The organism is Streptomyces mobaraensis NBRC 13819 = DSM 40847, assembly GCF_017916255.1.
In the GTDB taxonomy this organism is placed as follows: domain Bacteria; phylum Actinomycetota; class Actinomycetes; order Streptomycetales; family Streptomycetaceae; genus Streptomyces; species Streptomyces mobaraensis.
Genome location: NZ_CP072827.1, coordinates 935363 through 960782, shown reverse-complemented (window position 1 = coordinate 960782; position 25420 = coordinate 935363). Strand labels below are relative to the sequence as shown.

Genomic DNA, 25420 nt, shown 5'->3' with positions numbered 1-25420 from the left:
CCGCCAACGGGGCGGATCCTCCTGCCGCTTTGCTCGCATTCCCGGAGTGGATTCTCATGTCTTCTGCCGTCTCGCCCGCTCCCCGGACCGTTCTGGTCACCGGTGCCACCTCCGGCATCGGCTGGGAGACCGCCCGGCTGCTCGCCGGCCGGGGGGACACGGTGATCCTTCACGCGCCGGACCGGGCCACGGGTGACGACGCCGTCGCCCGCCTGGCGGCGGCCGGCGCCGACCGCCTCCGACTGCGGCTGCTCGTCGCCGACTTCTCCCGGCTGGACGAGGTACGGGCGATGGCCGCCCGCGTGGCCGACGAGCACCCCGCCCTCGACGTCCTCGTCAACAACGCCGCCGTCGCCGCGCCCGAGCGGCGCACCGTGACCGCCGACGGCAACGAACTCTCGTTCCAGGTCAACTTCCTGGCCGCCTACCTCCTCACCCACGAGTTGCGGGGCCCGCTGAGTGCCCGCCCCGGCAGCCGTGTGGTCAACGTGTCGTCGTCCATGCACCGCACGGCGTCGATCGCCTGGAACGACCCGCAACGCGCCAAGCGTTACTCCCGCCTGGCCGCCTACGCCCAGTCCCAGCTCGCCCTGACGATCTTCGCCCGTGAGCAGGCGCCGTGGACGTCGGTCAGCGTGCACCCGGGCGTGTGCGACACCGCCCTGCTGCCGCTCTACGCCCACGAGGGCGACTCCGCCGTCGAGGGCGCCGAGCGCGTCGTGCGGCTGTGCGACCCGGCCGTCGAACTCGTCCCCGGCGCCTACTACGACCGCACCGCCCTCTCCCCGGCCGCGCCCGTCGCCATGGAAGAGCGCACGGTGCGCCGTCTGTGCCGGCTCGCCGACCAGCTGGTCGCCCGGACGGCCTGACGCCCGCTTCCCACCACGGCATTCGTCCCCTGAGAGGAGGAACGACACCGATGTCCAAGCGCGCCCGTAAGAAGCGAGCCCGTCGCAAGAAGAGCGCCAACCACGGCAGCAGGGCCTGCAACTGAGCCCCGAGCCGCGGCTGTCGAGGGCGGGCGGTGGGCAACCGTCCGCCCCCGCTGACGCTCGTCGGGCCCCGGCCGCGGCTCGCGGAGTTCCGCTGAACCCGGGCCGCCGCGGCCCCCGGTCAGCCGACGTGGACGCGGGGGCGGCGGTCGCGGTCCGGTTCGGCCTCGCGCAGGATCTCGCGGGTGACCGGGGCGACCTCGCCCTGGCCGAAGAGGAGGAAGCGGACGAAGTTGGTGAAGGGGTTGCCCTCGGTCCATTCGAAGAAGACGTGGGGGCGGGTGCCGGTGAGGTCGCGGGCGTGGAGGAGGAAGGCCGCCAGGGCGTTGGGGACGGAGGAGCTCTCCATCGTGAGGACGCGGTAGCGGCCGTGCAGGATCTCGCCGCGTACGGTCAGACCGGCCTCGAACTCGGAGGGGTCGGTGACCGTGACCTCGACGAAGACGAAGTCCTCGGTGGCGGGCATGTCGTTGTCGGCGCGGATCTGCTCGACCTTCTCGCGGTACTCGGTGATGTCGCGCTCGTCGGGCTCGTTGGCGATGAAGCGCGGCGTCCGCTGGGATATGTCGCGGATGAACCGTTCCGCCATCTCGTCGAGTTCCACGTGCGTGACGCGGAGTTCGAAGGCGCGGCCGAGGCGGGAGAGGAAGGAGACGAGGAGGATGCCGGCGATGAAGCAGGCGCCGATCTTCACGCCGTCCGGGCGCTCGATCACGTTGACGACGGTGGTGTAGAGGAAGACGGCGGAGATGACGCCGAAGCCGATGGCCCAGCCGCGCTGGCGGGCCTTGTGGGCGGCGATGGTCACGGCGATGGCGGCCGAGCAGATGAGGATGAGGACGCCGGTGGCGTACGCGCCGCCCTGGGCCTCGACGTCGGCGTCGAAGACCCAGGTGACGAGGAAGGCGACGAGCGTGAAGACGATCACCATGGGGCGCACGGCGCGGGCCCAGTGCGGGGCCATGCCGTACTTGGGCAGGTAGCGCGGCATCAGGTTGAGCAGACCGGCCATGGCGGAGGCGCCCGCGAACCACAGGATGAGGATGGTCGAGACGTCGTACACCGTGCCGAAGGCGTTGCCCAGGTACTCGTGCGCCAGGTAGGCGAGCGCGCGGCCGTTGGCGTTGCCGCCGGACTCGAACTCCTTGTGCGGGATGAGCACGGTGGTGATGAAGCTGGTCGTGATCAGGAAGACGCTCATGACGAGCGCGGCCGTCGTGAGCAGCTTCTTGGTGCCGCGGATCCGCCCGGCCGGCCTGCCCTCCGTGTCGTCCGGGGCGCCCTTGACGTGCGGCATCACGGCCACACCGGTCTCGAAGCCGGACAGGCCGAGGGCCAGCTTCGGGAAGACGACCAGCGCGACGCCGATCATCACGAAGACGTTGCCGTGCTCGGCGGTGAGGGCGGAGGTCCAGTCGGTGACGACGTGGCCTTCGGTGAGGACGTGCCACAGGCCCGTGATCACGATCACCGCGTTGAGCGCGAGGTAGACCGAGACCAGGACGACGGCGACGCCGATCGCCTCCAGGAAGCCCTTGAGGAACACGGCGCCGAGCAGCGCGACGAGGATCAGGGTGATCAGCACCTGCTTGTCGTGCAGCGCCCCTTGCAGGTTGGGGTTCTCCACCAGGTGGGTGGAGGCGTCCGCGGCCGACAGCGTGATCGTGATCAGGAAGTCGGTCGCGGCGAAGCCGAGCAGCGTCAGGACGAAGAGCTTGCCCTTCCAGAAGGACAGCAGCCGCGACAGCATCGCGATCGAACCCTCGCCGTGCGGGCTCTCCTCGGCCACGCGCCGGTAGACGGGCAGGGCACCGGCCAGGGTCACGATCACCAGCACGATCGTCGCGACGGGCGAGAGCAGACCGGCGGCCAGGGCGGCGATGCCCGGCTGGTAGCCGAGCGTCGAGAAATAGTCGACACCGGTCAGGCACATCACCCGGTACCAGGGCTGGCCCTTGTGCTCGGGTGCCGGCGTGGCCTGCGAGGGACGGCTCTTGCCCATGTCGGAGAGCCCTTCCAGCATCCAGGCCCGCACACGACTCGTGTGCGTGTGGGTCGGGGTGGCCATGGGGTACTCCTGTGTGCTCTGCCGTGAAGGGGGAAACCGGCCAACGTGCGGACGGCCGAGCCAGGGTAAGCATGGATTTTCGGTCTCCTCGGGAGAGGGGCGTCAGGAAAGCGTCAAAATCCCTCCGCCGGCCTTCCCGACCTGCGGGACTGATATGGCGGGGCCGGCCCGGTCGGCGAGCGCGTGGGCGGTGCCCGGACGGGCCGGACCGTCCGGGCCGCCGCGCTCGGCTGCCCGGGTGCGAAGATCGCGGCGTGAACACGCATACGCGCGACGAGCCCGGCCGGCCGCCCGGTGCCCCGGTCCGGGCCGGCATTCCCGAGCACGGGCGGATTCCCAAGTACTACGCGGTCAAGACGCATCTCGCCGGGCTGCTCGACGACCTGGGGGAGGGCGGCCTCCTGCCCACCGAACGGGAGCTGGCCGCACGCTTCGAGGTGTCCCGGGAGACCGTCCGGCAGGCCCTGCGTGAGCTGCTGCTGGAGGGGCGGCTGCGCCGGATGGGGCGCGGTACGGTCGTCGCCGGGCCGAAGCTGGAGCAGCCACTCGCCCTCGCCAGCTACACGGAGGGCGTCCGCCGCCAGGGCCGCCGCCCCGGACGTTCCCTCGTCGGCCTGGACCGGCTCGCCTGCCCGGCCGCCCTCGCCCCCGACCTCGGGGTGGAACCCCTCGCCCCCGTCTGGCACCTGGAGCGCGTCCTGCTCGCCGACGACGAACGGGTGGGGCTGGAGAGCACGTACGTGGCGGTGGAGCGGGCGCCCCGGCTGGACACGGACTTCGAGCCGGACTCCTCCTTCTACGGCTATCTCCGCGAGCGGCTCGGCATCGGCTTCGGGGACGCGGACGAGCGGCTGGAGACCGTCCTGGCCACGCCGCGCGAGGCCCTGCTGATCGGTACGCCGCCCGCGCTGCCCATGCTGCTGATCCACCGGGTGTCCCGGGACACGGAGGGCCGGCCGCTGGAGCGGGTGCGCTCGCTCTACCGGGGGGACCGGTTCTCCTTCACCGCCCGGCTGCGGGGGGACGGGAGTTGAGGACAAGGAGGGGGGCGGGGGAGCGCCGCCTCCCCTGCTTCTATCACGAAAAGATAACGGGTCTAGGCCAAGTTTGACGCCCGGTTTCCCGCCGGTTCGCCGGACGGTCGCCCTCGCGTCATCCGCCCTGACGACCGTTCGGGGCATGCGAGTCATAGTCGTCGGAGCCGGCGTGCTGGGAACCATGCACGCCTGGCAGGCAGTCCAGCGCGGCCACGAGGTCGTGCACATCGAGCGCGAGGCGGAGGCCCGGGGCGCCTCCGTCCGCAACTTCGGCCTGGTCTGGGTCGGGGGCCGGGCCGCGGGGGAGGAACTGGCCACCGCCCTGCGGGCCCGGGAGCTGTGGGAGGAGATCGGCGCCGCCGTCCCCGGCCTCGGCTTCCGGGCCAACGGTTCGCTGACGGCCGTCACCACCGAGGCCGAACTGGCCGTCGCCCGCGCCACCCTGGCCCGGCCCGACGCCGTCGCCCGCGGGCTGCGCCTCCTCGCCCCCGACGAGGTACGGGCCGCCAACCCTGCCCTGCGCGGCACCCTCCTCGGCGCCCTCGCCTGCGACCGCGACGCCGTCGTGGAACCCCGCACGGCCCAGCGCGCCCTGAAGGAGGCCCTGCTCCGCTCCGGCCGCTACACCTTCCTCGGCGGTCGCGAGGTCCGCGACCTCGTGGACACCGCCGGCGGATCCGCCGTCCGCGACGACCGCGGCACGGTGCACGGCGGCGACACGATCGTCCTCTGCACCGGCGCCTGGCTGGGCGGGCTCGTCCGCGGGCTCGCCCCCGAGCTGCCCGTCCGCCGCGTACGGCTGCAGATGATGCAGACCGCGCCGCTGGGCGAGCCGCTCACCACCTCCGTCGCCGACGCCGACAGCTTCCGCTACTACCCGGCCTACGCCGGCCCCGCCCTCGACGCGCTGGCCGCCGCGCAGCCCCAGCCCCCGACCGCCGCCGAGCACCGGATGCAGCTCCTCATGGTGCAGCGCGCGGACGGCGGGCTGACCATCGGCGACACCCACGAGTACACCGAGCCGTTCGGCTTCGACGTCGACGAGGCCCCGTACGAGCACCTCGCCTCCGTCGCCGAGGCGCTGCTCGGCCGCCCCCTGCCGCCCGTCCGGCGCCGCTGGGCCGGCGTCTACGCGCAGTGCGCGGACACCGCCCGCGTGGTGCACCGCGAGCGCCTGCGCGCCGACGCCTGGCTGGTGACGGGACCCGGCGGACGCGGCATGACGTGCTCCCCGGCGATCGCCGAGAGCACCGCGAACGAACTGGGCTGGTGAGGAAGTTGACCGAGCGTACGAACCTGGTCGTGCTGGACATGGCCGGCACCACCGTCGCCGACGACGGCCTGGTCGAGCGGGCCTTCGCGGCCGCCGCGCGGACCCTCGGCGCCGAGCCGGGCAGCGCCTGCCACGACGGGCAACTCGCCCACGTCCGCGCGACGATGGGCGAATCGAAGATCTCCGTCTTCCGCCGGCTCGCCGACGGCGACGAGGAACGGGCCCGGCGCGCCAACGCGGCGTTCGAGTCCGCCTACGGGCGGCTGGTCGCCGAGGGGCACTGCGCGCCCGTGCCCGGGGCCCGCGAGGCGATCGAACGGCTGCGCGCCGACGGCCGCACCGTCGTCCTCACCACCGGCTTCGCCCGCGTCACCCAGGACGCCATCCTGGCCGCCCTCGGCTGGACGGACCTCGCCGACCTCACCCTCTGCCCGGCCGACGCCGGCGGGCGCGGCCGCCCGTACCCGGACCTGGTGCTCACCGCCCTGCTGCGCACCCGCGCCGCCGACGACGTACGGCGGGTCGCGGTCGCCGGCGACACCGCCTCCGACATGCTCTCCGGCACCCGGGCCGGGGCCGCCGTCGTCGCCGGCGTGCTGACCGGGGCGCACGACGAGACCGCGCTCCGCGAGGCCGGGGCGACCCACGTCCTCGCCTCCGTGGCGGAACTCCCCGCCCTGCTCGCACGGGTGGAGGACGGCCGTTGAGCACCGGCATCCGCTTCGACGGCGTGACGGTCGCCTACGGCGGGAACGCCGTCCTCGACGCGTTCGACCTCACCGTCGAGCCCGGCGAGGTCATGGCGCTGCTCGGGCCGTCCGGCTCCGGCAAGACCACCGCCCTCCGCGCGGTCGCCGGCTTCGTCCGGCCCGCCGCCGGGCGCGTCCTCATCGGGGGCGCCGACGTCACCGACGTACCACCGCACCGGCGGGGCATCGGCATGGTCGTCCAGCAGTACGCGCTCTTCCCCCACCTGCGGGTCGACGCCAACGTCGCGTTCGGCCTCAAGGCGCGCGGGACACCGCGGGACGAGACCGCCGCGCGCGTCGCCGAGGCGCTGGAGGCGACCGGCATGGCCGGCTACGCCAAGCGGTACCCGCGCGAACTCTCCGGCGGACAGCAGCAGCGCGTCGCCATCGCCCGGGCCCTGGCCATCCGGCCCGGCGTGCTCCTCTTCGACGAGCCGCTGTCGGCCCTCGACGCCCGGCTGCGCTCCGGCATGCTCGCCGAACTCGCCCGCCTCCACCGCGACCTGCCGGACGTCACCATGCTCTACGTCACCCACGACCAGACCGAGGCGCTCACCCTCGCCGACCGCGTCGCCGTCCTGGACCGGGCCCGGCTGCGGGACTGCGGCACCCCGCGCGACCTCTACCGCCGGCCGCGCACCGCGTTCACGGCCTCCTTCGTCGGCGACGCCAACCTCCTGCCGGTGACGGTCACCGGCCGCGGCGTACGCCTCGGCGACACGGACCTGGACGTGCCGACCGGCGACGCCGCCGCGGGCGCCCCGGCCACGCTGTGCCTCCGCCCGCACCTGGTCGGGCTGGGGGAGGGCCCCAACGCCCTGCGCGGGACCGTCGCGGAGGTGCAGTGGCGCGGCGTCACCCACCGCCTGGGGGTGGACGTCGCCGGGCACCGCGTCACCGCCGACGTACGGGAACTCCGCGAGACGCCGGCGCCCGGCAGCGGGATCACCCTGCACTTCGCCGCGGACGACGCGGTGCTGCTGCCGGCGGGCGAGGCCGGAGGTGCCGCCCATGGCTAGCGTCCGGCTGCCGCTCGCGCCGACGGCCGGCCCCGCCCCCTCGCGGCGGCGGATCCCGGCCTGGACCCTGGCGCTCCCGCCCGTCGCCGCCCTCGGCGTCTTCTTCCTCCACCCGCTCGCCCTCGTCGTGTGGCAGTCCTTCTCCCCGGACGGCGACGGACCCGGGCTCTCCGCCTACACCGAGGTGTTCGCCCAGACCGCGTTCCGCGACGCCCTCCGCACCACGGTGCTGATCGCCGTCGGCGCGACCGCCGGCGCCCTGCTCCTCGGCTTCGCCCTCGCCCTGGTCATCGCCTTCGTGCCGATGCCCGGCGGCAAGGCGATCGGCCGGTTCGTCGACGTCTTCCTGTCCTTCCCCTCCTTCCTCATCACCCTCGCGCTGCTGTTCGTCTACGGCAACGCCGGCCTGGCCAACGGCCTCTGGACCGGGGCGACCGGGGCCGCGTCCGGTCCGTTCGACTTCCTGCACACGCCCTGGGGCGTCCTGCTCGCGGAAATCACGTACTTCACGCCGTTCGTGATGCGTCCGCTGCTCGCCGCCTTCTCCCAGCTCGACACCGCGCAGCTCGACGTCGCCGCCTCGCTCGGCGCCCGCGCGCCGCGGATCGTCCGGCAGGTGATCCTGCCCGAGGCCCTGCCCGCGCTCGCGGCCGGCGGCTCGCTGGTCCTGGTGATGTGCCTCAACGAGTTCGGCATCGTCCTCTTCACCGGGGCCAAGGGCGTGACGACCCTGCCCGTCCTCGTCTACGGCAAGGCCATCCTCGAAGGGGACTGGACCGGCGCCTGCGTGGTCGCCGTCGTCAACATCGTCCAGTCCCTGGCGCTGTACGGGCTCTACCGGACGCTCACCGCCCGCCTGGAGGGAGCCCGCCGTGCTCGTGCATAGCCGCCGCGCCCGTCTGGTGGTCCAGGCCGTCTTCCTCGCCCTGTTCCTCCCCGTCTTCGCGCTGCCGTTCCTCGTCGTCGTGGCCGCTTCCCTGGCCACCCGATGGAGCGGCGCGCTCCCCTCCGGAGCGACGCTCGACCACTACCGGGCGGTCGCGCACGGAGAGGCGCTCGACGCCCTCACCACCAGCCTGCTCACCGCGCTCGGGGCCTCGGCGCTCGCCCTCGCCACCGGCACCTGGGCGGCCCTCGCCGCCCGGGGCCCGCGCGCCCGCCGCGTGATCGGCCTGCTCTTCATGCTGCCGGTGGCCGTACCGTCCGTGGTCGTCGGGCTGGCGCTGCTCGTCGCCTTCTCCACACCGCCGTTCCTGCTCAACGGGACGCCCGCGATCGTCGTGCTGGCCCATACGATCCTGGTCACGGCCTTCGCCCAGCAGTCCGTGGCGGCGGCCCTCGACCGGCTCGACCCCGCCTACGAGCAGGCCGCCGCGAGCCTCGGCGCCGGCCCCCTGCGCGTCCTGCTGCGAGTGAGGCTGCCGCTCCTCCTGCCGTCCCTCTCCGCCGCCGCGGGCCTCTGCTTCGCCCTGTCGATGGGCGAACTCAGCGCCACGATGATGCTCTACCCGCCCGACTGGCTGCCGCTGCCGGTCAGGGTCTTCGCCGCCACCGACCGCGGCGCGCTCTTCCCCGGTGCCGCGCTCGCCGTCGTCCTCATCGGCACCACGCTCCTCGTGCTCCTCGCGGTCTCCCGCGTCCGCACCCGAGCCTCCTACCGCTGACTCCCCCCTTCCCGAAGGAGTTCCGCCCGTGCCCCGCCCCCGTACGCTGCTCCCGCTCGTCCCCCTGCTCCTCCTCCCGCTCACCGCCTGCGGCGGCACGGCCGACGCCGGCGCGAAGGAGATCACCGTCTACAGCGCCGACGGCCTCAAGGCCGAGGACGGCTCCGGCTTCTACGACAAGGTCTTCAAGGACTTCACGGAGAAGACCGGCATCAGGGTCCGCTACGTCGAGGGCGGCTCCGGCGAGATCGTGCAGCGGCTGGCCCGGGAGAAGTCCAACACCAAGGCCGACGTCGTCGTCACCCTGCCGCCCTTCGTCCAGCAAGCCGACGGCAAGGGCCTGTTGGCCGCCTACCGGCCCGCGGGTTCGGACAAGGTCGCGGACGGCGACAAGGACCCGGCCGGCGCGTGGACGGCGGTCGTCAAGAACTACTTCTGCTTCATCCACAACTCCGAGGAGCTGAAGGACGGCCCGCCGAAGACCTGGCGGGACCTGCTGGACGGCAGGTTCAAGGGCAAGCTCCAGTACTCCACCCCCGGGGTCGCGGGCGACGGCACCGCCGTCCTCATCAAGGCCGTGCACGACCTCGGCGGCCGGCGGCCCGCCATGGCCTACCTCAAGGAGCTGCAGAAGAACAACGTCGGCCCCTCCAAGTCCACCGGGCAGCTCGCCCCGAAGGTCGACAAGGGCGAACTCCTCGTCGCCAACGGGGACGTCCAGATGAACTTCGCCAACATGAGGACCATGCCGAACCAGGGCATCTTCTTCCCCGCCGGCGACAACGGAAAGCCCACCACCTTCGCCCTCCCGTACGCGGCCGGGCTGGTGCGGAACGCCCCGCACACCGAGAACGCCAAGAAGTTCCTGGACCACCTGCTCAGCGAGCGGGTGCAGCGCGACGTCTCGGCCGTCGGCGGCGGCTTCGCCGCCCGTACGGACGTCAAGGCGACCGACGCGAACGCCGCCGCCCTCGCCCGTGTCATGAAGGGCGTGGAGGTCTTCCGCCCCGACTGGGCCGACATCGACAGGAACCTCGCCTCCTACGTCGCGGAGTGGCGGGAGGCCACCGGCAGTTGAGGGGGGTGCGGCACCGGTCCGGGGCGTCAGGGGAGCCGGGCCTCGATCCCGTCGAGGTGGGCGGCGAGGAGTTCCTCGAACGCGGCGCGGCGGTCCGCTCCCAGGGGACGGATGTCGCGGGCGAAGTGGGCCAGGGCGGGGAAGCGTTCGGGGTCGGCGCCGAGCACCGCGACGCGGAACTGCTCCATGCCCTCCTCGTGCTCCTTGGCGGAGACGGAGCCGATGCCCGCCTCGGAGGTGATCAGCGCGGAGAGGAGGATCACGATCCGGTGGTAGCGCGCCGGGATCTCCTCGTCGGGCAGGCCGGACGCGCGCAGGGCCTGCAGCAGCTCCTCCATGACCAGCCGGGACCCGGCGCCGCCGGAGCCGTGGCGTCCCCACACCGCGGCGATCTGGATCTGCTCGCCGAACGCCTCGCGCAGGCGCAGGGCCAGGGCGGTGATGCGCTGCTTCCAGTCGCCCTCGGGGCGGTAGCCGTCCATGGCCGTCAGCAGGATCCGGTCGGCGACCGCCCGCAGCAGCTCGGTCTTGTTGCGGAAGTGCCGGTAGAGACTGGAGGAATCGGTCTCGAGCGCGGCGGCCAGCCGGCGCACGCTGAACGACTCCGCGTCGCCGGTGCGCAGCAGCCTCGCCGCCGTGTCCAGGATCTCCTCGGTCGACCAGCGCCTGCGGCCCGTCATCACGCCCCTCTCGTCCGGACTCACCCTAACCCATGCACTTGCCGTTGCACGCACCGCGTGCATAATTGCGGCAACCGCAGACACAGGGGGAGTACATGCATCAGAGCACCGTCGCGACCCGCCCGCCGGAGCCGGACTTCTCGGCGATCACGACCGACGAACTGCACGCCTACCGCGACGCGGAGAACCGCTACCGGGCCTCCGACGCGGCGCGGGCGCTCCTCGGCGAACCGGACGCCCGCGCCGCCGTCACCTGGCAGGAGATCGCGCTGCCCGGCCGCGACCTGCCGGTCCGGGTCCACCGGCCGGCCCCGACGGGCGGCGGCGGGGCCGCGGCCCGGACCGGCCTGCCCCTCGTCGTCCACGTCCACGGAGGCGGCTTCGTGGGCACGGCGGCGCAGTGCGACTGGACCAACAGCCGCCTGGCCGCCGAACTGCCCGCCCTCGTCGTCTCGGTGGAACACCGCCTCCTCGCCCCCGGCAGCCCCCTCGCACACGCCGTCGACGACGGCTGGGACGTGCTCCGGCACGTGGTGCGGCACGCGGCGCGGTGGGGCGCCGACCCGGCGCGCGCGGCCGTCTTCGGCGAGAGCTGCGGCGCGCTGATCAGCGCGCTGACGGCCGTCCGGGCCAGGGACGCCGGCCTGGAACTCAAGGCCCAGGTACTGGTGAACCCCGTCGCCGACGTGACCGGGACGATGTTCGACCACCCGTCGATCACCGAGTACGCCCACACCCCGACCCGCGCCCTGCCGCAACTGCGACTCATCCGGCGGCTCGCCGTCCCTCCGGGGGCCGACGCCCGCGCCCTCTCGCCGCTGTACGCGGACGACCTGGGCGGACTCGCCCCGGCGCTCGTGGTGGTCCCCACCCGGGACGCGCTCGCCGACCACGGCCGCCGCTACGCCGAGCGGCTGCGCGCGGCGGGGACCCCCGTGCGGCTCACCGAATACCCGGGAGCGCGGCACGCGTTCCTCACCCTGCCCGGCGTGGAGCCACAGGCCGGGGCCGCCCGGGCGGAGATCCTCGCGTTCCTCGGGGCGGCCCTGGCGGGCTGACGGCGGAGCCCGTCCCGGCGGCGGGCGCGGTCGTGCCGCCGGGGCTCGTCCGCACCCGCCCGCGTGTCCCGGCCCCGCGCTAGGCGGCCTTCTGGGAGGCGGCGGCGTCCGGGTTCAGGTCGTCGAGGCTCAGGCGGTGGGCCGGCGCCTCCGGAAGGACCACGCGGCGGGTGGTGTGGGGGCCGGGGGCGACGTGGAGGAGTTCGCCCGGTTCCATCAGGCGCCAATGGGGGTTGTCGTCCATGCGTTCGCTGGCGACGACGACGGCCGGGTGGTCGGCCAGGTGCGCGGAGTGGACGCGCATGCGCCCCCGGCTGCCGCTGTGGTCGAGGTGCCGCCCGCCGTGCGGGCCGCCCGCCCGGCGCTCCAGGACATACAGCTCGTGGGTGTCCGGGTAGCGCAGCGCCCAGAGGTGCCCGGACGTGACGAGGACGAGGTTGAGGGCGTAGACGGGCAGGTGCCCGGCGATCCACCGGGCGGCGTGCTCGACGCCGGCGGCGACGTCGCCGCCCCTCCGCCGCGTCTCACGGGTGATCAGGGCGAAGAACCGCTCGGAGTCGGTGTCGCCCCGGACGAGGGAGCGGTCCTCGCCCAGGTGGTCGTCGAGCGCGTCGAGGCCCTCGATGACGCCGTTGTGGGCGAACAGCCGCCCGTCCTGTTCGAAGGGGTGGGTGTTGCGGGTGTCCAGGCTGCCGGTGGAGGCGTAGCGCACGTGCGCGACGAAGGTGGCCGACTCCACCCGTCGGGCCTCCTCGGCGAAGGCGCGGTCCCGGTAGGCGGCGATGGGCGCCTTGTCGACGTGCGGGGTGCCGTCCGCCGCGAAGTGGCCCAGGCCGGTGCCGTCGGGGTCCGCGTGGCTCTGCCGGCTGAGGCTGTCGGGGGCGTCCAGCAGCCAGAACGTCGCGGTGGTGCGCCGCGGGGCACTGCTGAGGCCGAACAGGCGGCACATGGTTCTTCTCCTTGGTCGCCAGGCGGCCGGCCCCCGCGCCCGCGAGAGCCGGCCGTCCGGTGGTGACGGGTGGTCAGTGACGGCCGGGGCGGCGGGGGTTCTTGGTCTCCGCGCCGTGGGCGAAACCGCCGGCGTCGTCGGCGTCGCGCTGCGGCGCGTGCTGCTTGTCCAGCCGGGCCAGGACCCGGACCAGGTCCTCCAGGAGCAGGTCGGCCAGGTCGTGGCTGAAGCCGTTGCGGACCACGACGCGCAGGACGGCGAGGTCCGTGCGGTTCTTGGGGAAGGTGTAGGCGGGCACCTGCCAGCCGCGCTCGCGCAGCCCGGCGGAGACGTCGAAGACGCCGAAGTGGTCGATGCCGTCCCGGACCCGGAAGGCGAAGACGGGGATGTCCCCGCCGTCGGTGATGAGTTCGAACGGCCCGAGTTCCGCGATCTCGGCGGCCAGGCGGGTGGCGACGTCGCGGCAGGTCTGCTGGACCCGCCGGTAGCCGTCGAAGCCGAGGCGGAGGAAGTTGTAGTACTGCGCGACGACTTGGGCGCCCGGCCGGGAGAAGTTCAGCGCGAACGTCGGCATGTCCCCGCCGAGGTAGTTGACGTGGAAGACCAGGTCGTCGGGGAGGGCGTCCCGGTCACGCCACAGCGCCCAGCCGACCCCGGGCATGACCAGGCCGTACTTGTGTCCGGAGGTGTTGATCGAGGCGACCCGCGGCAGCCGGAAGTCCCACTCCAGGTCGGGGTCGAGGAACGGCGCGATCATTCCGCCGGAGGCCGCGTCGACGTGGAGGGGGATGTCCAGTCCGGTCCGGGACTGGAGGTCGTCCAGCGCCGCCGCGATGCCGGCGACGGGCTCGTAGCTGCCGTCGAAGGTGGAGCCGAGGACGGCGACCACGCCGATCGTGTTCTCGTCGCACAGCTCCACCGCCGTGTCGGGGGTCAGGTGGTAGCGGTCGCCTTCCATGGGCACGTAGCGGGGCTCGACCTCGAAGTAGTCGGCGAACTTCTCCCAGCAGATCTGTACGTTGACGCCCATGACGAGGTTGGGCCGGTCGGTGGGCTCGCTCCGGGCGCGGCGCTTGTGCTGCCAGCGCCGCTTGAGCGCCAGGCCGCCGAGCATCGCGGCCTCGCTCGACCCGGTGGTCGAGCAGCCGACCGCGTGGCGGGGGTCCTCGGCGTGCCAGAGCCCGGCGAGCATGTGCACGCACCGGTTCTCCAGTTCCGCGGTCTGCGGGTACTCGTCCTTGTCGATTATGTTCTTCTCGGCGCACTCCGCCATCAGGCGCCGGGCCTGGGGTTCGGCCCAGGTGGAGACGAACGTCGCCAGGTTCTGCCGGGCGTTGCCGTCGAGCATCAGCTCGTCGTGCACCACCTGGTAGGCGGTTTCCGGATGCATCTCCCCGTCCGGCATCGCGTACCGCGGCACCCGGACGGGCTCCCGGCTGAAGACCGGATTGACCTCGAGGTCCCTGCTCTCGCCGCGGTCGTCGCGCTCGACCGTCATACGCGCTCGGTCCTTTCCGCCCCGGCCGGCGAACTCGGCCGGTGGACTCGGTCGGTGGGATCGGCCGGTACGTCCGGCTCGGCCACCGTGGACAGTCATGACGCATGGTTTGGATGCGGTGCCCCATCGTAGCGGCCGGGAGGCGCCGGGCACCGAGGCCGGCGGGCCGCTGGGCGCTTGGGCGCGCCGATCCGCCGGTGGTGTGTGACTGCGGGGGATCCGCCGGTGCCGTCCGGCTACGCGGCGGATTCCGGCCGGGGGGCGGGCCGGGGACTCGGCGCGGGCTCGCACGGTTGTGCCCCGCCTCCCCCGGGCGTGGCGGTCCCGCTGCCTGCCCTGCCCGGCACGGCCGGCGGGTAGACGCAGCCCATGGGGACTTCCGAGGACGACTGGGTGTCCGGCGGCGACCGGGTGTCCGGTGAGGCAGGCGGGCGCCCGGAGGGCCGCGGTGCGCCGGCACCACCGCCCGCCGATCCGCCTGTCCACCCACCGCCCGTCGATCCGCCCGTCGACCTGCCGCCCGTCGCCCTGACGTCGCTGTGGACGCTGCACCACCGGGCGTCGGCCGCCCGCCGGAAGCCGCCGCTCCTCGACGATCCCGTCGCCGTCGAACTGGTCGACCGGTGTGCCTGGCCCCTGGAGACGTGGTTCGGCCGGCCGCGCTCGCTCCCCGAGCAGTATCTGGCCCGCCGCGCCCGGCTCTACGACGCGGCGACGGCGGAGTTCCTGCGGGCCCATCCCGAGGAGACCGTCATCGCGCTGGGGGAGGGCCTGGAGACCCAGTTCTGGCGGGTCGACAACGGCACGGTGCGCTGGCTCTCGGTCGATCTCCCGGACATGCTCGCCCTCCGCCGGGCGGTGCTGCCGCACGGCGGGCGGCAGCGGGCCGTCGGGTGTTCCGCGACCGACCCGCGGTGGGCGGAACGCACCGGCACGGACATCGACACCCCGGTGCTGATCTCCGCCCAGGGCCTGTTCATGTACCTGACCCCGGCCGAGGCCGCCGCCCCCGTCCGTCTGTGCGCCGGCCGCTTCCGGCGCGGCGTGCTGCTGTTCGACACCCTTCCCGGCTGGGTGGTCCGCTGCCCGGTCCGCCGCTTCCTCACGTGGGGCGGCACGTTCCGGTTCCCTCCGCTGCACGCCACCCGCCGCTCGGCCTGTCCCGGGCGGGTGGCCGAACGCCGCATCGGCCCGTACACGTTGGGGACGGGCGCGGCTGCCCGGCCCCTGTATCTGGCGCAGCGGTGGCGGTGGGTGCGCACGGTCTTCATGCCGGCCTTCGTCCGGCTGGACGTGTCCGACGGCCGGTAGACCAGGGCCTTCGAGCCGTCGGCGCGTCAGGCGGTCACGGGCAGGGCCGTGTGCACGGCGTGGTGGACGGCCCTCGCCAGCCGCGCGCCCCACAGGGAACGCGGTCCGGCGAAGGCGTGCGCCGCCGCGCCGGGCCGAGGGACGCGAGCCGCCACGCAGACCGCGTCCGTCGGGGTGCCGGAACAGTCGTGACCGGCGTCCAGCAGCGCCTGGACCTTCGCCTCGGTGGCGGTGGCAACGGCGTTGACCAGAGCGGCGTCGGTCAGGGCCGCCGGGACGGCGACGATGACGTTGATCGTGCCGGGCTCCGCGAACCCGGCGGTGCCCTCCTCCGGCGAGGCCGCCCAGCCCCGCACGGTGATCCCCGCCGTCGCCACGGCCTCCACGCCGCCGTCGTGCGCCGCGCCGAAGGCGGAGACGTCGGCCGCCGTCATCAGGCCGACCCCGGCACCGTCCGCCCCGGCGGCGCGCGCGATGCCGGCCAGGTGCGCGGCCGGGTCCGTACGCCGGTAGCCATGCGCCACCTGGGCGTTGAGGACCCAGGCCCGTTCCGCGATGCCCCCGCCGAGGACGGCGCTGCTGACCATCCGCCAGCCGGGACCCGCGTGCCACAGCAGTGCGTGCAGTGACCGGCCGTCCTCGGTACGCGTCAGACGGCACACGTCCAGCAGACCGGCGCCCGTGCCCGGCGGGGGGACGGTGGCGGGAGCGGCGACGGCCGGTGGGACGGCGGCTGGAGGTATGGCGGCGGCCACTGGCGGGTCACTCCTCGGGGTCGAGCCGGGACGGCGCCAGTGATCGTACGCGTGCGTCAGGTGCCCCTCCGGGCCCCGGGGAGGAGCGGCGGACACCGGCCGGACGGCGGCAGTAGGGTGCGGTGGCGGAGAACCGACCGAGGAGCGGTGACCGGCCGACGGCGGGCACCGGGCGACGGAGGACGGACATGGCCTACTACGTGCTGGAGTACGCGCTCGTCGACGACTACGTCGAGCGCCGGGCGCCCCTGCGCGAGGAGCACCTGGGGCTCGCCCGGGAGGCGCACGAGCAGGGCGCGCTGGTCCTGGCCGGGGCCCTGGACGGGCCCGTGGACCGGGCGTTGCTGATATGGCGGGTGGACGATCCCTCGGTCGTCGAGGAGTTCGCGGAACGGGACCCGTACGTGCGGCACGGGCTGGTCACGCGGTGGTCCGTGCGGCCGTGGACCGTCGTCGTGGGGTGACGCCGGGGCGCGGCGGCCCGGTCATGTGAGGGCGGCCGGGCCGGTTGACGGCTCAGTCGCGCGAGTTGCCGAACAGAATGCGGTACCCGATCAGCAGGACGAGCGAGCCCCCGATGGCGGCGGCCCAGGTGGCCGCGTCGAAGAAGTGGTGGGTGACCGACCGGTGCAGGAACTTCGCCGACAGCCAGCCGCCGATGAACGAGCCCGCGATGCCGATGAGGGTGGTGCCGATGAGGCCGCCCGGATCCCGGCCCGGGAGCAGGATCTTCGCTATCGCTCCGGCCAGCAGGCCCAGGACGATCCAGCCGATGATGCCCATGTGTGTTCCTCCGCCCTTTCCGGGGTGCCCGGCGCGGCCCCGTCGTTCGCCGTCGGTGGTGAGAACGGTCGGAACCACCCCTACGGTTCCCTTGTTGCGCAAGCGCTAAAGTATGCGCATCAGACGGTGACATGGTGATGACGAGCCGGGACGGCATGACGTTCCCGGGCGGAATCATGACACCGGCAGGGAAATCGGACGACGGGCTCCGAGCGCATCCCGTGCGGTGTGCCGCGCGGGGCCGGAGTGGTTGTGAGGGAAGGGAGAGCGGTGTGGCGGGTGTGGCCCTGACCAAGGGCGGCAACGTCTCGCTGAGCAGGCAGGCCCCCGGGCTGACCGCGGTGACGGTCGGGCTGGGCTGGCAGGCGGCCCCGGGATGCGACCTGGACGCCAGCGCGCTGCTGTGCGGCGGGTCCGGGAAGGTGCTCTCCGACGGGCACTTCGTCTTCTTCAACAACCTGACCAGCCCGGACGGTTCCGTCCGGCACGCCGGGGACGCCGGCGGCGCCGGCCCGGCGGGCGACGCCCAGCGGATCCACGTCGATCTCGGGCGGGTCCCCGCGGAGGTGGCGAAGATCGTCTTCCCGGTGTCCCTCTACGAGCCCGAGACGCGCGGCCAGGACTTCCGGCAGGTCCGCGGAGCGCACATCCGGGTCACCGACCGGGAGGGCGGGGCCGAACTGGCCCGCTACGAACTCGCGGCCGGGGACGCCGGTGACGAGACCGCCATGGTCTTCGGCGAGTTGTACCGCCACGGCGCCGAGTGGAAGTTCCGGGCGGTGGGGCAGGGGTACGCCTCGGGGCTCGCGGGGATCGCCGCGGACTACGGGGTGGACGTGCTGCGCGACGCGGCGCCGGCCCCGACGGCGCCGGCCGCGTCCGTGCCGCCGGCCGCGTCCGTGACACAGGCCTCGTCGGCCGGACCCGCCGCGTCCGTGACACCGGCCTCGTCCACCGGACCCGCCGCGTCCGCGCGGATCCTGAAGGCCGCCGACGGCGCCCCCGCCCCGGCGCCGACCCCGCCCTCCACACCGGCCCCGCCCTCTACGCCGACACCGACGGTCGTCGTCCCCTCGACGCCCCACACCGCGCCGACGATCGCGGCGGCACCTCAGCAACCCACAGGGAGTCCTTCCGTGACCTGCTTCTTCGACCCCAGCCACGGCCCCGGCATGACGACGGTGTCCTGGTCGCCGCAGTGGGGCGTGCCCCGGCCGGTCCAGGCGTGCGGCGGCTGCGCGCACCGTGTGCAGACCACCCCGCCCCCGTACTACACCCCGCAGCAGCAGGGGTATCCGCAGCCCCAGCAGCAGGGTTACCCGCAGGCCGGCTACCCCCAGCCGCAGCAGGGGTACCCGCAGCCCCAGCAGGGCTACCCGGCCCCGCACGCCGACCCGCAGCAGGGCGGCGGACAGCAGGGCGGGCGCCGCTTCGGCGCGGGTGCGCTCATCGGCGCCGGTGCCGCCGGTCTCGTCGGCGGCGCGCTGCTGAACGAGGCGTTCGACGACGACGAGCCGGACGTGATCGTCAACAACTACTACGAGGACTGACGGCCCTTCCGCCATCCTCGGGCCGGCACTGTTTGTTCCTCACTTGCGCAATGCTTAAAGTGTCCCCATGGCGGGATACGGCGTGCGGAAGCGGGAGACGGCGGTGCTGGCCGGAGGGCCGGCCGACGGCGTGAGGATCAAGGTGACCGACCGGCCGTCGGTGCTGCAGGTCACCCGTCCGTGTGGCGCCGAAGTCCCCGCCGATGACGTGCGGGTGGACGCGCTGTACATCTACCGGCGCGACCTGCGCGTGGACGACGAGCCGCTCCGCTACGGCTTCGACCCGGCCAGCCCGTAGCCCCCTCTCCTCGCGTCCCCTCGCGTCCCCTCACACCTCCCCTCCCGGCCGCCCGTGCGGCAGGACGATCTCCGGCCCACGTGGTTGCCCGGTTGCGCAGTTGGGCAAGTCATGTGCGCGACCCGGCGACCACGCGTCGCCACCACGCGTCGCGACCACTCGTCCGAAGGGGGCTGCGGATGGCGCGGGACAGGACGGCATCGACGGGCGGCGGCGACCTGCTCATCAGTGCCGCCGTGGCGGAAATCGAGGGTTTGTACACGGAGTTGCACGGCGGTCGCGGCGAGCGGCACCGGGAACGCGTCCTGGCCGACCTCGCACGGGCGGGCCACCGCCTCGCCGCCGCCGCGCTCCCGGCGCAGGCCGCGCGGGACGCGGACCCCGCACGCCCGCGCTCGCGCCGGGAGCGCCGGCGGCTCCTGGCGGCCCGCGGCGCCGAACTGTGGCTGAAGTTCGTCATGGACGGCGGCGGGAAGGGGCGGCGGAGACGCGTCCTCCGCCGCCGCGTCAGGACCGGCCCGCCCGGCAACCGCCACTCCTGAGAACCGGGGGCGCCGGGCTGAGGGCCGGATGCGCGCTGACCGACCGCCGACCCCCACCCGAACACCATCAACAGAACGAAACGAGACACCGGTGCCGTACCAGACCAGCCCCCGACGAAGAGGCGCCGTCGCCGCCACTCTCCTGCTGCCGGTGCTGCTGACAGCGTGTTCGAAGGACCGGGACGACAAGTCCGGCGGCTCCTCCGACGGCAAGCCGGGATCGGTGAAGGCGGCGCTGGCGGAACTGCCGGTCAAGAAGGCCGCCCCGAAGGCCGGTTACGACCGGAAGAAGCACTTCGGCCAGGCGTGGTCGGACCGGACCGACGCTCCCGGCTCCGGTAACGGCTGCGACACCCGCAACGACATCCTGCGCCGCGATCTGAAGAACCCCAAGCTCGACGGCTCCGCCAAATGCACCGTCACCTCCGGCACCCTCGCGGACCCGCCGGCGTCCCCGAGACGGTCCCGCTGACCCTGGACGGGCCCCGTGCGCGGCGGCTCGCCGAACGCGCCGACGCGCACGGGCTCCCCCTCACCGCCCTGCTCGCCGCCGCGTTCACGGAGGTCCTGGCCCTCTGGTCCAAGGAGCCCCGGTTCGCCCTGCGGTGGCGGGACGCCGACGGCCGCCGGACCGTCACCGTCGACGCCGCCCCCGACGGCACCTTCCTCGACCGGGCCCGGCGCTGCCACCAGGCGCCGCCTGCCGCCGGAGCGCCCGCCCCCGCCGTCGAGTTCGCCGACGAACCGGCCGGCCCGGCCGCGCACCCCCCGGCCGCCGAGCCGGCCGTCCTCGCCCTGCGGGTGCGGCCGGCCGCCGACGACGGCCTGACCGCCGTCTGGGAGACCGCCCCCGGCGCCCTGCCCGCCGGCATGGCGGAGGACATGGCCCACTCCTGGTCCGCGCTGCTCGCCGTGCTGGAGGAGGACGAGGACGCCTGGACGGTCCCCGGCTCCCCCGTCCGGTTGCCCGCCGCCCAGGAGCGCGCCCGCGCCGAGGTCAACGCCACGGCCGCGCCCGTGCCCGAGGGCCTGCTGCACGAGGCCGTGGGCCGCGCCGCCGCCCGCCACCCCGGCCGCACCGCCGTCGTCGCGGGCGACCGCCGGCTGACCTACGCCGAACTCGCCTCCCGCGCCCGGCGGATCGGCCGCCGCCTCCGCGAACTCGGCGCCTCGCCCGGCGCGTTGGTGGCCGTCTGCATGGAGAAGGGCTGGGAGCAGCCCGTCGGCATCCTCGGCGCCCTGGAGTCCGGCGCCGCCTGGGTGCCGCTCGACCCCGCCCTCCCCGCCGAGCGCCGGGAGTACGTCCTGGGGACCACCGAGGCACGGATCGTCCTCACCCAGCGGTCGGTGGCCGGCCGCTGGGACTGGCCCGCCGGGATCACCGTGCTCGCCGTCGACGACGACACCGCCTGGGCCGGCGTCGACGACGGCCCGCTGGAGCCCGCGCAGACCCCCGCCGACCCGGCGTACGTGCTGTTCACCTCCGGCTCGACCGGCCGCCCCAAGGGGGTGGTGGTCCCGCACCGCGGCGCGCTCAACACCGTCCTCGACGTCAACGCCCGCTACGGCGTCACCTGCGAGGACCGCTTCATCGGCCTGTCCGCGATGAGCTTCGACCTGTCCGTCTGGGACATGTTCGGCGCGCTCTGCGCGGGCGCGGCCCTCGTCCTGCCCGACCCCGGCTCCGAGCGGAACCCCGCGCACTGGCTGGACCTCGTCCGCCGGGAGCGCGTCACCACCTGGATGGGCGCGCCCGCCCTCTTCGAGCTGTTCTGCGAACAGGTCGAGCAGGACGACGAGCCGTGGGCCGACTCGCTGCGGCTGCTCATCCTCGGCGGCGACTGGATCCCGCTGTCCCTGCCCGCCCGCGCCCGGGACATCGCCCCCGACGTGCGCTTCGTCGGCCTCGGCGGCAACACCGAGGCGTCCGTGCTGTCCACCACCTACGACGTGGAGGCCGTCGACCCGGCCTGGACCAGCATCCCGTACGGCAAGCCGCTCGCCAACCAGACCGTGCACGTCCTCGACGCGGCGCTCCGCCCGCGGCCCGTCGGCGTCCCCGGCGACCTGTACATCGGCGGCACCGGCGTCGCGCTCGGCTACTGGCGCGACCCCGAGCGCACCGCCGCCGCCTTCCTCACCCACCCGGAGACGGGTGAACGCCTCTACCGCACAGGCGACTTGGGGCGCTTCCTGCCGGACGGGAACGTCGAGTTCCTGGGCCGGGAGGACTTCCAGGTGAAGGTGGACGGGCACCGCATCGAACTCGGCGAGATCGAGACGGCGCTGCGCACCCACCCGGCCGTCGACGGGGCCGTCGTCGTCGCGCTGCCCCGGCTCGACGGCGAGCCCGGCCACCGGGCGCTCGCCGGATACGTCACCCCCGCCGGCGCCGTACGCCCCGAGCCCGACGCCCTCCGCGCCCACCTGGCGGAACGGCTGCCGTCCTACCTGTGCCCCGCCCACCTCACCGTCCTGGACACGCTGCCGCTGACGGCCCACGGCAAGGTGGACCGCACGGCACTGCCCGCCCCCGGCGAGAAGCCGGCCGGCACCGAGGCCGACGCCCCGCGCACCCCGCTGGAGGCGCAACTCGCCGCTTTGTGGTCGGAGATCCTCGGCGTCGACCGGGTCGGCGTGCACGACACCTTCTTCGAGCTGGGCGGCAACTCGCTGCTGGGCATCCGGGTGATGAACCGGCTGCGGGAGCGGCTGGGCGTCGACGCCGACCCGCACAGCATCTTCCGCCACCGCACGGTCGCCGAACTGGCCCTGGCCGTCGAGGGGGAGCGGGGCGGCGGCGCCGGTCACACCGGGCTTCCGCCCGTCCGCCCCGAACCCGGCGCCGCGCACGAGCCGTTCCGGCTCACCGACCAGCAGCAGGCGTACTGCGTCGGCCGCACCGGCGCCTTGTCCTCCGGCAACGTCTCCGCCCACATGTACCTGGAGTTCGAGGGCGAGGGCCTGGACCGCGAGCGGTTCGAGCGGGCCTGGCGGCGGGTGGTCGACCGCCACCCCATGCTGCGGGCCGTCGTGCTGCCCGACACCATGGAACAGCGCGTCCTGGAGTCCGTACCGCCGTACGCGATGCCGGTGGTGGACCTCCGCGCCGCGGACGCGGACGGCGTACGGGACGGGCTCGCCGCGATCCGGGAGCGGTACTCGCACGAGGTCCGGCCGGTGGACACCTGGCCGCTGTTCGACGTGGTGGTGGCCGAACTGCCCGCCGACCGGTACCGGGTGCACTTCAGCGTCGACGCCCTGTGCTGCGACTTCGCCAGCATCCGGGTCCTCTTCGACGACCTCTCACGCGCCTACGCCGACCCGGGAGCGGAGCTCGCCCCGCCGCCCATGACCTACCGCGACTACGTCCGGGCCACCGCCGGCCTCGACCGCACCGAGCAGCACCGGCGGTCGGCCGCCTACTGGGAGGAGCGGCTCCGGACGCTCCCGCCGGCCCCGCGCCTGCCCCTGCTCCGCAGCCCCGAGTCGGTGACCGAACCCCGGTTCGTCCGCCGCTCGGTACGCGTCCCCGCCGCCCGCTGGGACCTGCTGGTCGCGCGCGCCGGCGAGGCCGGCCTGACCCCCGCCGGGCTGCTGCTCGCCGCCTACGCCGAGGCTCTGGCGCCCTGGGCCCAGGAGCCCCGCTTCACCCTCAACGTCACCAACCTCAACCGGCTCCCGGTCCACCCCGAAGTGGACGGAACCGTCGGCGAGTTCGCGTCCTTCGCGCTCGTCGAGGTGGACACCGGGGGCGGCGACGGCTTCGCCGTGCGCGCCCGCCGGATCCAGGAGCGGTTGTGGAGCGACCTCAGCCACTCCTACGTCAGCGGCGTCCACCTGCTGCGCGAACTCATGCGGCGGCGCGGCGGGTTCGACGGAGCCCTGATGCCCATGGTGTTCACCAGCGCCGTACCGCTGGCCGGTGGCACCGCCGGGCTGCTGGACGGGCTGCTCCGCCAGGTGGGCGGCATCACCCAGACCCCGCAGGTGTGGATGGACCTGCTGACCGAGGTCCAGGACGGCGACCTCGTCGTCAACTGGGACGTCCAGGAAGCCCTGTTCGACCCCGTGCTGGTCGACGAGGTGTTCGCCGGGCTCGGCGGGCTGCTGGAGCGGCTGGCCGACGCCGCCGACGACAGCGCCTGGAGCGCGCCGGACCCCCTCCCGCCGACCGCTCGGCTCTCCCCGGCCGGCCTGGGCGACGGCGGCACCCGCGAGCTGCCCGACCGCCTCGTCCACGACGCCTTCGTCGAACAGGCGGCCCTGCGGCCGGACGCCCCGGCCGTCGTCGCCGCCGACCGCACCCTCACCTACGCCGCACTGCACCGCGAGGCCGCCCGCGTCGCCCACTGGCTGCGCTCCCGGGGCGCGGCCCCCGGCCGGCCCGTCGGGATCGTCCTCGACAAGGGCTGGGCGCAGATCGTCGCCGCCTACGCCGTCCTCTACGCGGGCGCCCCCTACCTGCCCGTGGACCCGGACGCCCCGGCCGAGCGCACCCGCACCCTGCTCGACCGGTGTGGCGCCGCCCTCGTCCTCACCCGGCGCGGCTTGGTCGAGAAGGCAGGCGAGCGGGAACTGCTCTGCCTCGACGAGCCGCTCCCGGCGGACGTCCCGGACGCGGCCGAGCCGCCCCCGCCCGCCGCGACCCCTTCCGACCTGGCGTACGTCCTGTTCACCTCCGGCTCGTCCGGCCGCCCGAAGGGGGTGATGACCGAGCACCGCGGCGTCGTCAACGCCCTGCGGGAGACCGTCGAGGAGTTCGGCGTCGGCCCCGGCGACCGGGTGCTCGCGCTGACCGCGCTCCACCACGACATGTCCGTCTTCGATGTGTTCGGGGTGCTCGGCGCGGGCGGGACGCTGGTGATGCCCGAGGCCGAGCGGCGCCGCGAGGCCGCGCACTGGGCGCGGCTGCTGGTCGACCACCGGATCACCCTCTGGAACTCCGTCCCCGCGATGATGGAGATGCTCCTGGAACACCTGGGCCCGGACCTCGGCGTCCTGGAGCCGCTGCGGCTGGCCTTCCTGGGCGGCGACTGGCTGTCTGTGCCCGCCGTCCGCCGGCTCACCGAGGAGGCGGACGTCGAGGTGGTGAGCGTCGGCGGCCCCACCGAGACCACGCTCTGGAACATCCGGCACCGCGTCCGCCGGCTGGAACCGGGCCGGCGGACCGTCCCGTACGGCACGCCGATCGCCAACACCCGCTACCGGATCCTCGACAAGCGACTGCGCGACCGGCCGGTCTGGGCGACGGGCGAGATGTACGTCGCGGGCGTCGGCCTCGCGCGCGGCTACTGGGACGACCCCGAGCGCACCGCCGCCACCTTCGTCACCCACCCCGATACCGGTGAACGCCTGTACCGCACGGGCGACTTGGGGCGCTTCCTGCCGGACGGCACGATCGAGTTCACGGGCCGCGCCGACTTCCAGATCCAGGTGGGCGGCCACCGGATCGAGCCCGGCGAGGTGGAGGCGGCGCTGCTGGCCCACCCGGACGTGGCGGCCGCCGTGGTCACCGGGCGGCGGGCGGCGGCGGGTCCCGGCCACCGGGGCCTGACCGGGCACGTCGTACCGGCCGCCGGCGCGGACCGGGACGGGCTGCCGACCCGGCTGCGCGACCACTTGCGCTCCGTCCTGCCCGGGCACATGGTGCCGTCCGCGTTCGCCGTCCTCGACGCGCTGCCGCTCAACGCCAACGGCAAGGTGGACCGGACGGCCCTGCCCGAACCCGCCGCCGAACCCGCCGGCTCCCCGGGCGCGCCGCGCTCCGCCGTGGCCGAGGTCTGCGCGGGCGTCTGGGCCGAGGTGCTGGACCGCCCGGCGGTCGGGGAGCACGAGAACTTCTTCGCCCTGGGCGGGGATTCGGTGCTCGCCACCCGCATCGTCACCCGGCTCCGGCAGGTGTTCACGTCCGACGGGATCTCGCTGCGGACGCTGTTCCTGTCGCCGACGGTCGCCGGGCTCGCCGAGGCGATCACGGCGGGGGAGGACGTCCCCGGCCGCTCGGAGGCGGTCGCCGGGATCCACCTGCGCGTCTCCCGGATGACCCCGGAGGAGGTCGCCCGCGAGCTGTCCGCCCGCCGGGCCGCAGTCAAGAACGGTGCGGGAGCGTGAAC

At 74.3% G+C, this 25420-nt stretch carries 21 protein-coding genes and 1 pseudogene; 16 read left to right on the top strand and 6 right to left on the bottom strand.

The window, feature by feature from the left end; translation table 11 throughout:
* Positions 1-56 precede the first annotated feature (56 nt).
* Positions 57-869 carry an SDR family NAD(P)-dependent oxidoreductase gene (locus J7W19_RS03505; protein WP_004940870.1) on the top strand — a complete coding sequence of 271 codons (813 nt, stop codon included), beginning with the start codon at positions 57-59 and terminating at the stop codon, positions 867-869.
* Between the two features lie 244 nt (positions 870-1113).
* Here J7W19_RS03505 and J7W19_RS03500 read toward each other — a convergent pair whose 3' ends face one another.
* Positions 1114-3060 (bottom strand): APC family permease, encoded by a 1947-nt coding sequence (locus J7W19_RS03500; RefSeq protein WP_004940871.1) that lies wholly within the window; start codon positions 3058-3060, stop codon positions 1114-1116.
* Positions 3061-3314: 254 nt separating this feature from the next.
* On the opposite strand from J7W19_RS03500, the gene J7W19_RS03495 reads away from it, so the two are divergent.
* From J7W19_RS03495 to J7W19_RS03465, 7 genes are all read left to right on the top strand, one after another.
* On the top strand, positions 3315-4094 hold the full coding sequence (locus J7W19_RS03495; protein WP_004940873.1) for a GntR family transcriptional regulator: 780 nt from the start codon (positions 3315-3317) through the stop codon (positions 4092-4094).
* Positions 4095-4239: 145 nt separating this feature from the next.
* Positions 4240-5370: a TIGR03364 family FAD-dependent oxidoreductase gene (locus J7W19_RS03490; protein ID WP_004940874.1), complete on the top strand. Its 1131-nt coding sequence runs from the start codon at positions 4240-4242 to the stop codon at positions 5368-5370.
* A gap of 5 nt (positions 5371-5375) precedes the next feature.
* The gene (locus tag J7W19_RS03485; protein WP_004940875.1) at positions 5376-6077 is read left to right on the top strand and encodes a phosphonatase-like hydrolase; all 702 of its coding nucleotides are present in this window, start codon (positions 5376-5378) and stop codon (positions 6075-6077) included.
* Positions 6074-7138 carry an ABC transporter ATP-binding protein gene (locus J7W19_RS03480; RefSeq protein ID WP_004940876.1) on the top strand — a complete coding sequence of 355 codons (1065 nt, stop codon included), beginning with the start codon at positions 6074-6076 and terminating at the stop codon, positions 7136-7138. Before J7W19_RS03485 ends, J7W19_RS03480 begins: the two co-directional genes overlap by 4 nt.
* Positions 7131-8024 carry a 2-aminoethylphosphonate ABC transporter permease subunit gene (locus tag J7W19_RS03475; RefSeq protein ID WP_004940877.1) on the top strand — a complete coding sequence of 298 codons (894 nt, stop codon included), beginning with the start codon at positions 7131-7133 and terminating at the stop codon, positions 8022-8024. Before J7W19_RS03480 ends, J7W19_RS03475 begins: the two co-directional genes overlap by 8 nt.
* Positions 8011-8802 carry an ABC transporter permease gene (locus tag J7W19_RS03470; protein ID WP_004940878.1) on the top strand — a complete coding sequence of 264 codons (792 nt, stop codon included), beginning with the start codon at positions 8011-8013 and terminating at the stop codon, positions 8800-8802. Before J7W19_RS03475 ends, J7W19_RS03470 begins: the two co-directional genes overlap by 14 nt.
* Positions 8803-8830: 28 nt before the next feature.
* Entirely contained in the window at positions 8831-9880 is a 1050-nt protein-coding gene (locus tag J7W19_RS03465) for a 2-aminoethylphosphonate ABC transporter substrate-binding protein (RefSeq protein WP_004940879.1), read from the top strand.
* Positions 9881-9906: 26 nt separating this feature from the next.
* On the opposite strand, the gene J7W19_RS03460 is transcribed toward J7W19_RS03465, so the two are convergent.
* Positions 9907-10560 (bottom strand): TetR/AcrR family transcriptional regulator, encoded by a 654-nt coding sequence (locus J7W19_RS03460; RefSeq protein WP_004940880.1) that lies wholly within the window; start codon positions 10558-10560, stop codon positions 9907-9909.
* A gap of 95 nt (positions 10561-10655) precedes the next feature.
* On the opposite strand from J7W19_RS03460, the gene J7W19_RS03455 reads away from it, so the two are divergent.
* Positions 10656-11618 (top strand): alpha/beta hydrolase, encoded by a 963-nt coding sequence (locus J7W19_RS03455; protein ID WP_004940881.1) that lies wholly within the window; start codon positions 10656-10658, stop codon positions 11616-11618.
* Positions 11619-11697: 79 nt separating this feature from the next.
* On the opposite strand, the gene J7W19_RS03450 is transcribed toward J7W19_RS03455, so the two are convergent.
* Positions 11698-12567 (bottom strand): class II glutamine amidotransferase, encoded by an 870-nt coding sequence (locus J7W19_RS03450; RefSeq protein ID WP_004940884.1) that lies wholly within the window; start codon positions 12565-12567, stop codon positions 11698-11700.
* A 73-nt stretch (positions 12568-12640) separates the two neighbouring features.
* Entirely contained in the window at positions 12641-14065 is a 1425-nt protein-coding gene (locus tag J7W19_RS03445) for a glutamate decarboxylase (RefSeq protein ID WP_004940885.1), read from the bottom strand.
* A gap of 369 nt (positions 14066-14434) precedes the next feature.
* On the opposite strand from J7W19_RS03445, the gene J7W19_RS03440 reads away from it, so the two are divergent.
* Positions 14435-15376 (top strand): class I SAM-dependent methyltransferase, encoded by a 942-nt coding sequence (locus J7W19_RS03440; protein WP_004940887.1) that lies wholly within the window; start codon positions 14435-14437, stop codon positions 15374-15376.
* 26 nt (positions 15377-15402) lie between these two features.
* On the opposite strand, the gene J7W19_RS03435 is transcribed toward J7W19_RS03440, so the two are convergent.
* Entirely contained in the window at positions 15403-16131 is a 729-nt protein-coding gene (locus tag J7W19_RS03435) for an adenosylcobinamide amidohydrolase (RefSeq protein WP_004940889.1), read from the bottom strand.
* A gap of 188 nt (positions 16132-16319) precedes the next feature.
* Between J7W19_RS03435 and J7W19_RS03430 the strand changes: the two genes are divergently transcribed.
* Positions 16320-16595, top strand: coding sequence for a YciI-like protein (locus tag J7W19_RS03430; RefSeq protein ID WP_004940891.1), 276 nt, complete (start codon positions 16320-16322; stop codon positions 16593-16595).
* Positions 16596-16647: 52 nt separating this feature from the next.
* Here J7W19_RS03430 and J7W19_RS03425 read toward each other — a convergent pair whose 3' ends face one another.
* Positions 16648-16914 (bottom strand): GlsB/YeaQ/YmgE family stress response membrane protein, encoded by a 267-nt coding sequence (locus tag J7W19_RS03425; protein ID WP_004940892.1) that lies wholly within the window; start codon positions 16912-16914, stop codon positions 16648-16650.
* Between the two features lie 272 nt (positions 16915-17186).
* Here J7W19_RS03425 and J7W19_RS32690 point away from each other — a divergent pair.
* The 5 genes and pseudogenes from J7W19_RS32690 to J7W19_RS03400 form a co-directional block, all read left to right on the top strand.
* A pseudogene (locus tag J7W19_RS32690) lies at positions 17187-17753 on the top strand (TerD family protein); the annotation flags it as partial.
* A 778-nt stretch (positions 17754-18531) separates the two neighbouring features.
* Positions 18532-18762, top strand: coding sequence for a hypothetical protein (locus J7W19_RS03415; protein ID WP_004940895.1), 231 nt, complete (start codon positions 18532-18534; stop codon positions 18760-18762).
* A 179-nt stretch (positions 18763-18941) separates the two neighbouring features.
* On the top strand, positions 18942-19304 hold the full coding sequence (locus tag J7W19_RS03410) for a hypothetical protein (RefSeq protein ID WP_004940898.1): 363 nt from the start codon (positions 18942-18944) through the stop codon (positions 19302-19304).
* 91 nt (positions 19305-19395) lie between these two features.
* On the top strand, positions 19396-19776 hold the full coding sequence (locus J7W19_RS03405; protein ID WP_004940900.1) for a hypothetical protein: 381 nt from the start codon (positions 19396-19398) through the stop codon (positions 19774-19776).
* Positions 19716-25418 (top strand): non-ribosomal peptide synthetase, encoded by a 5703-nt coding sequence (locus tag J7W19_RS03400; protein ID WP_004940905.1) that lies wholly within the window; start codon positions 19716-19718, stop codon positions 25416-25418. Before J7W19_RS03405 ends, J7W19_RS03400 begins: the two co-directional genes overlap by 61 nt.
* Positions 25419-25420: the final 2 nt, after the last annotated feature.

What these genes read in the sequence shown, in the direction of transcription:
- J7W19_RS03440 (WP_004940887.1), top strand. Translation starts at nt 14,435, where the DNA reads ATGGGGACTTCCGAGGACGACTGGGTGTCCGGCGGCGACCGGGTGTCC.
- J7W19_RS03425 (WP_004940892.1), bottom strand. Translation starts at nt 16,914, where the DNA reads ATGGGCATCATCGGCTGGATCGTCCTGGGCCTGCTGGCCGGAGCGATA.
- J7W19_RS03415 (WP_004940895.1), top strand. Translation starts at nt 18,532, where the DNA reads ATGGCGGGATACGGCGTGCGGAAGCGGGAGACGGCGGTGCTGGCCGGA.
- J7W19_RS03490 (WP_004940874.1), top strand. Translation starts at nt 4,240, where the DNA reads ATGCGAGTCATAGTCGTCGGAGCCGGCGTGCTGGGAACCATGCACGCC.
- J7W19_RS03450 (WP_004940884.1), bottom strand. Translation starts at nt 12,567, where the DNA reads ATGTGCCGCCTGTTCGGCCTCAGCAGTGCCCCGCGGCGCACCACCGCG.
- J7W19_RS03475 (WP_004940877.1), top strand. Translation starts at nt 7,131, where the DNA reads ATGGCTAGCGTCCGGCTGCCGCTCGCGCCGACGGCCGGCCCCGCCCCC.
- J7W19_RS03430 (WP_004940891.1), top strand. Translation starts at nt 16,320, where the DNA reads ATGGCCTACTACGTGCTGGAGTACGCGCTCGTCGACGACTACGTCGAG.
- J7W19_RS03445 (WP_004940885.1), bottom strand. Translation starts at nt 14,065, where the DNA reads ATGACGGTCGAGCGCGACGACCGCGGCGAGAGCAGGGACCTCGAGGTC.
- J7W19_RS03460 (WP_004940880.1), bottom strand. Translation starts at nt 10,560, where the DNA reads ATGACGGGCCGCAGGCGCTGGTCGACCGAGGAGATCCTGGACACGGCG.
- J7W19_RS03505 (WP_004940870.1), top strand. Translation starts at nt 57, where the DNA reads ATGTCTTCTGCCGTCTCGCCCGCTCCCCGGACCGTTCTGGTCACCGGT.
- J7W19_RS03500 (WP_004940871.1), bottom strand. Translation starts at nt 3,060, where the DNA reads ATGGCCACCCCGACCCACACGCACACGAGTCGTGTGCGGGCCTGGATG.
- J7W19_RS03410 (WP_004940898.1), top strand. Translation starts at nt 18,942, where the DNA reads ATGGCGCGGGACAGGACGGCATCGACGGGCGGCGGCGACCTGCTCATC.
- J7W19_RS03400 (WP_004940905.1), top strand. Translation starts at nt 19,716, where the DNA reads ATGCACCGTCACCTCCGGCACCCTCGCGGACCCGCCGGCGTCCCCGAG.
- J7W19_RS03455 (WP_004940881.1), top strand. Translation starts at nt 10,656, where the DNA reads ATGCATCAGAGCACCGTCGCGACCCGCCCGCCGGAGCCGGACTTCTCG.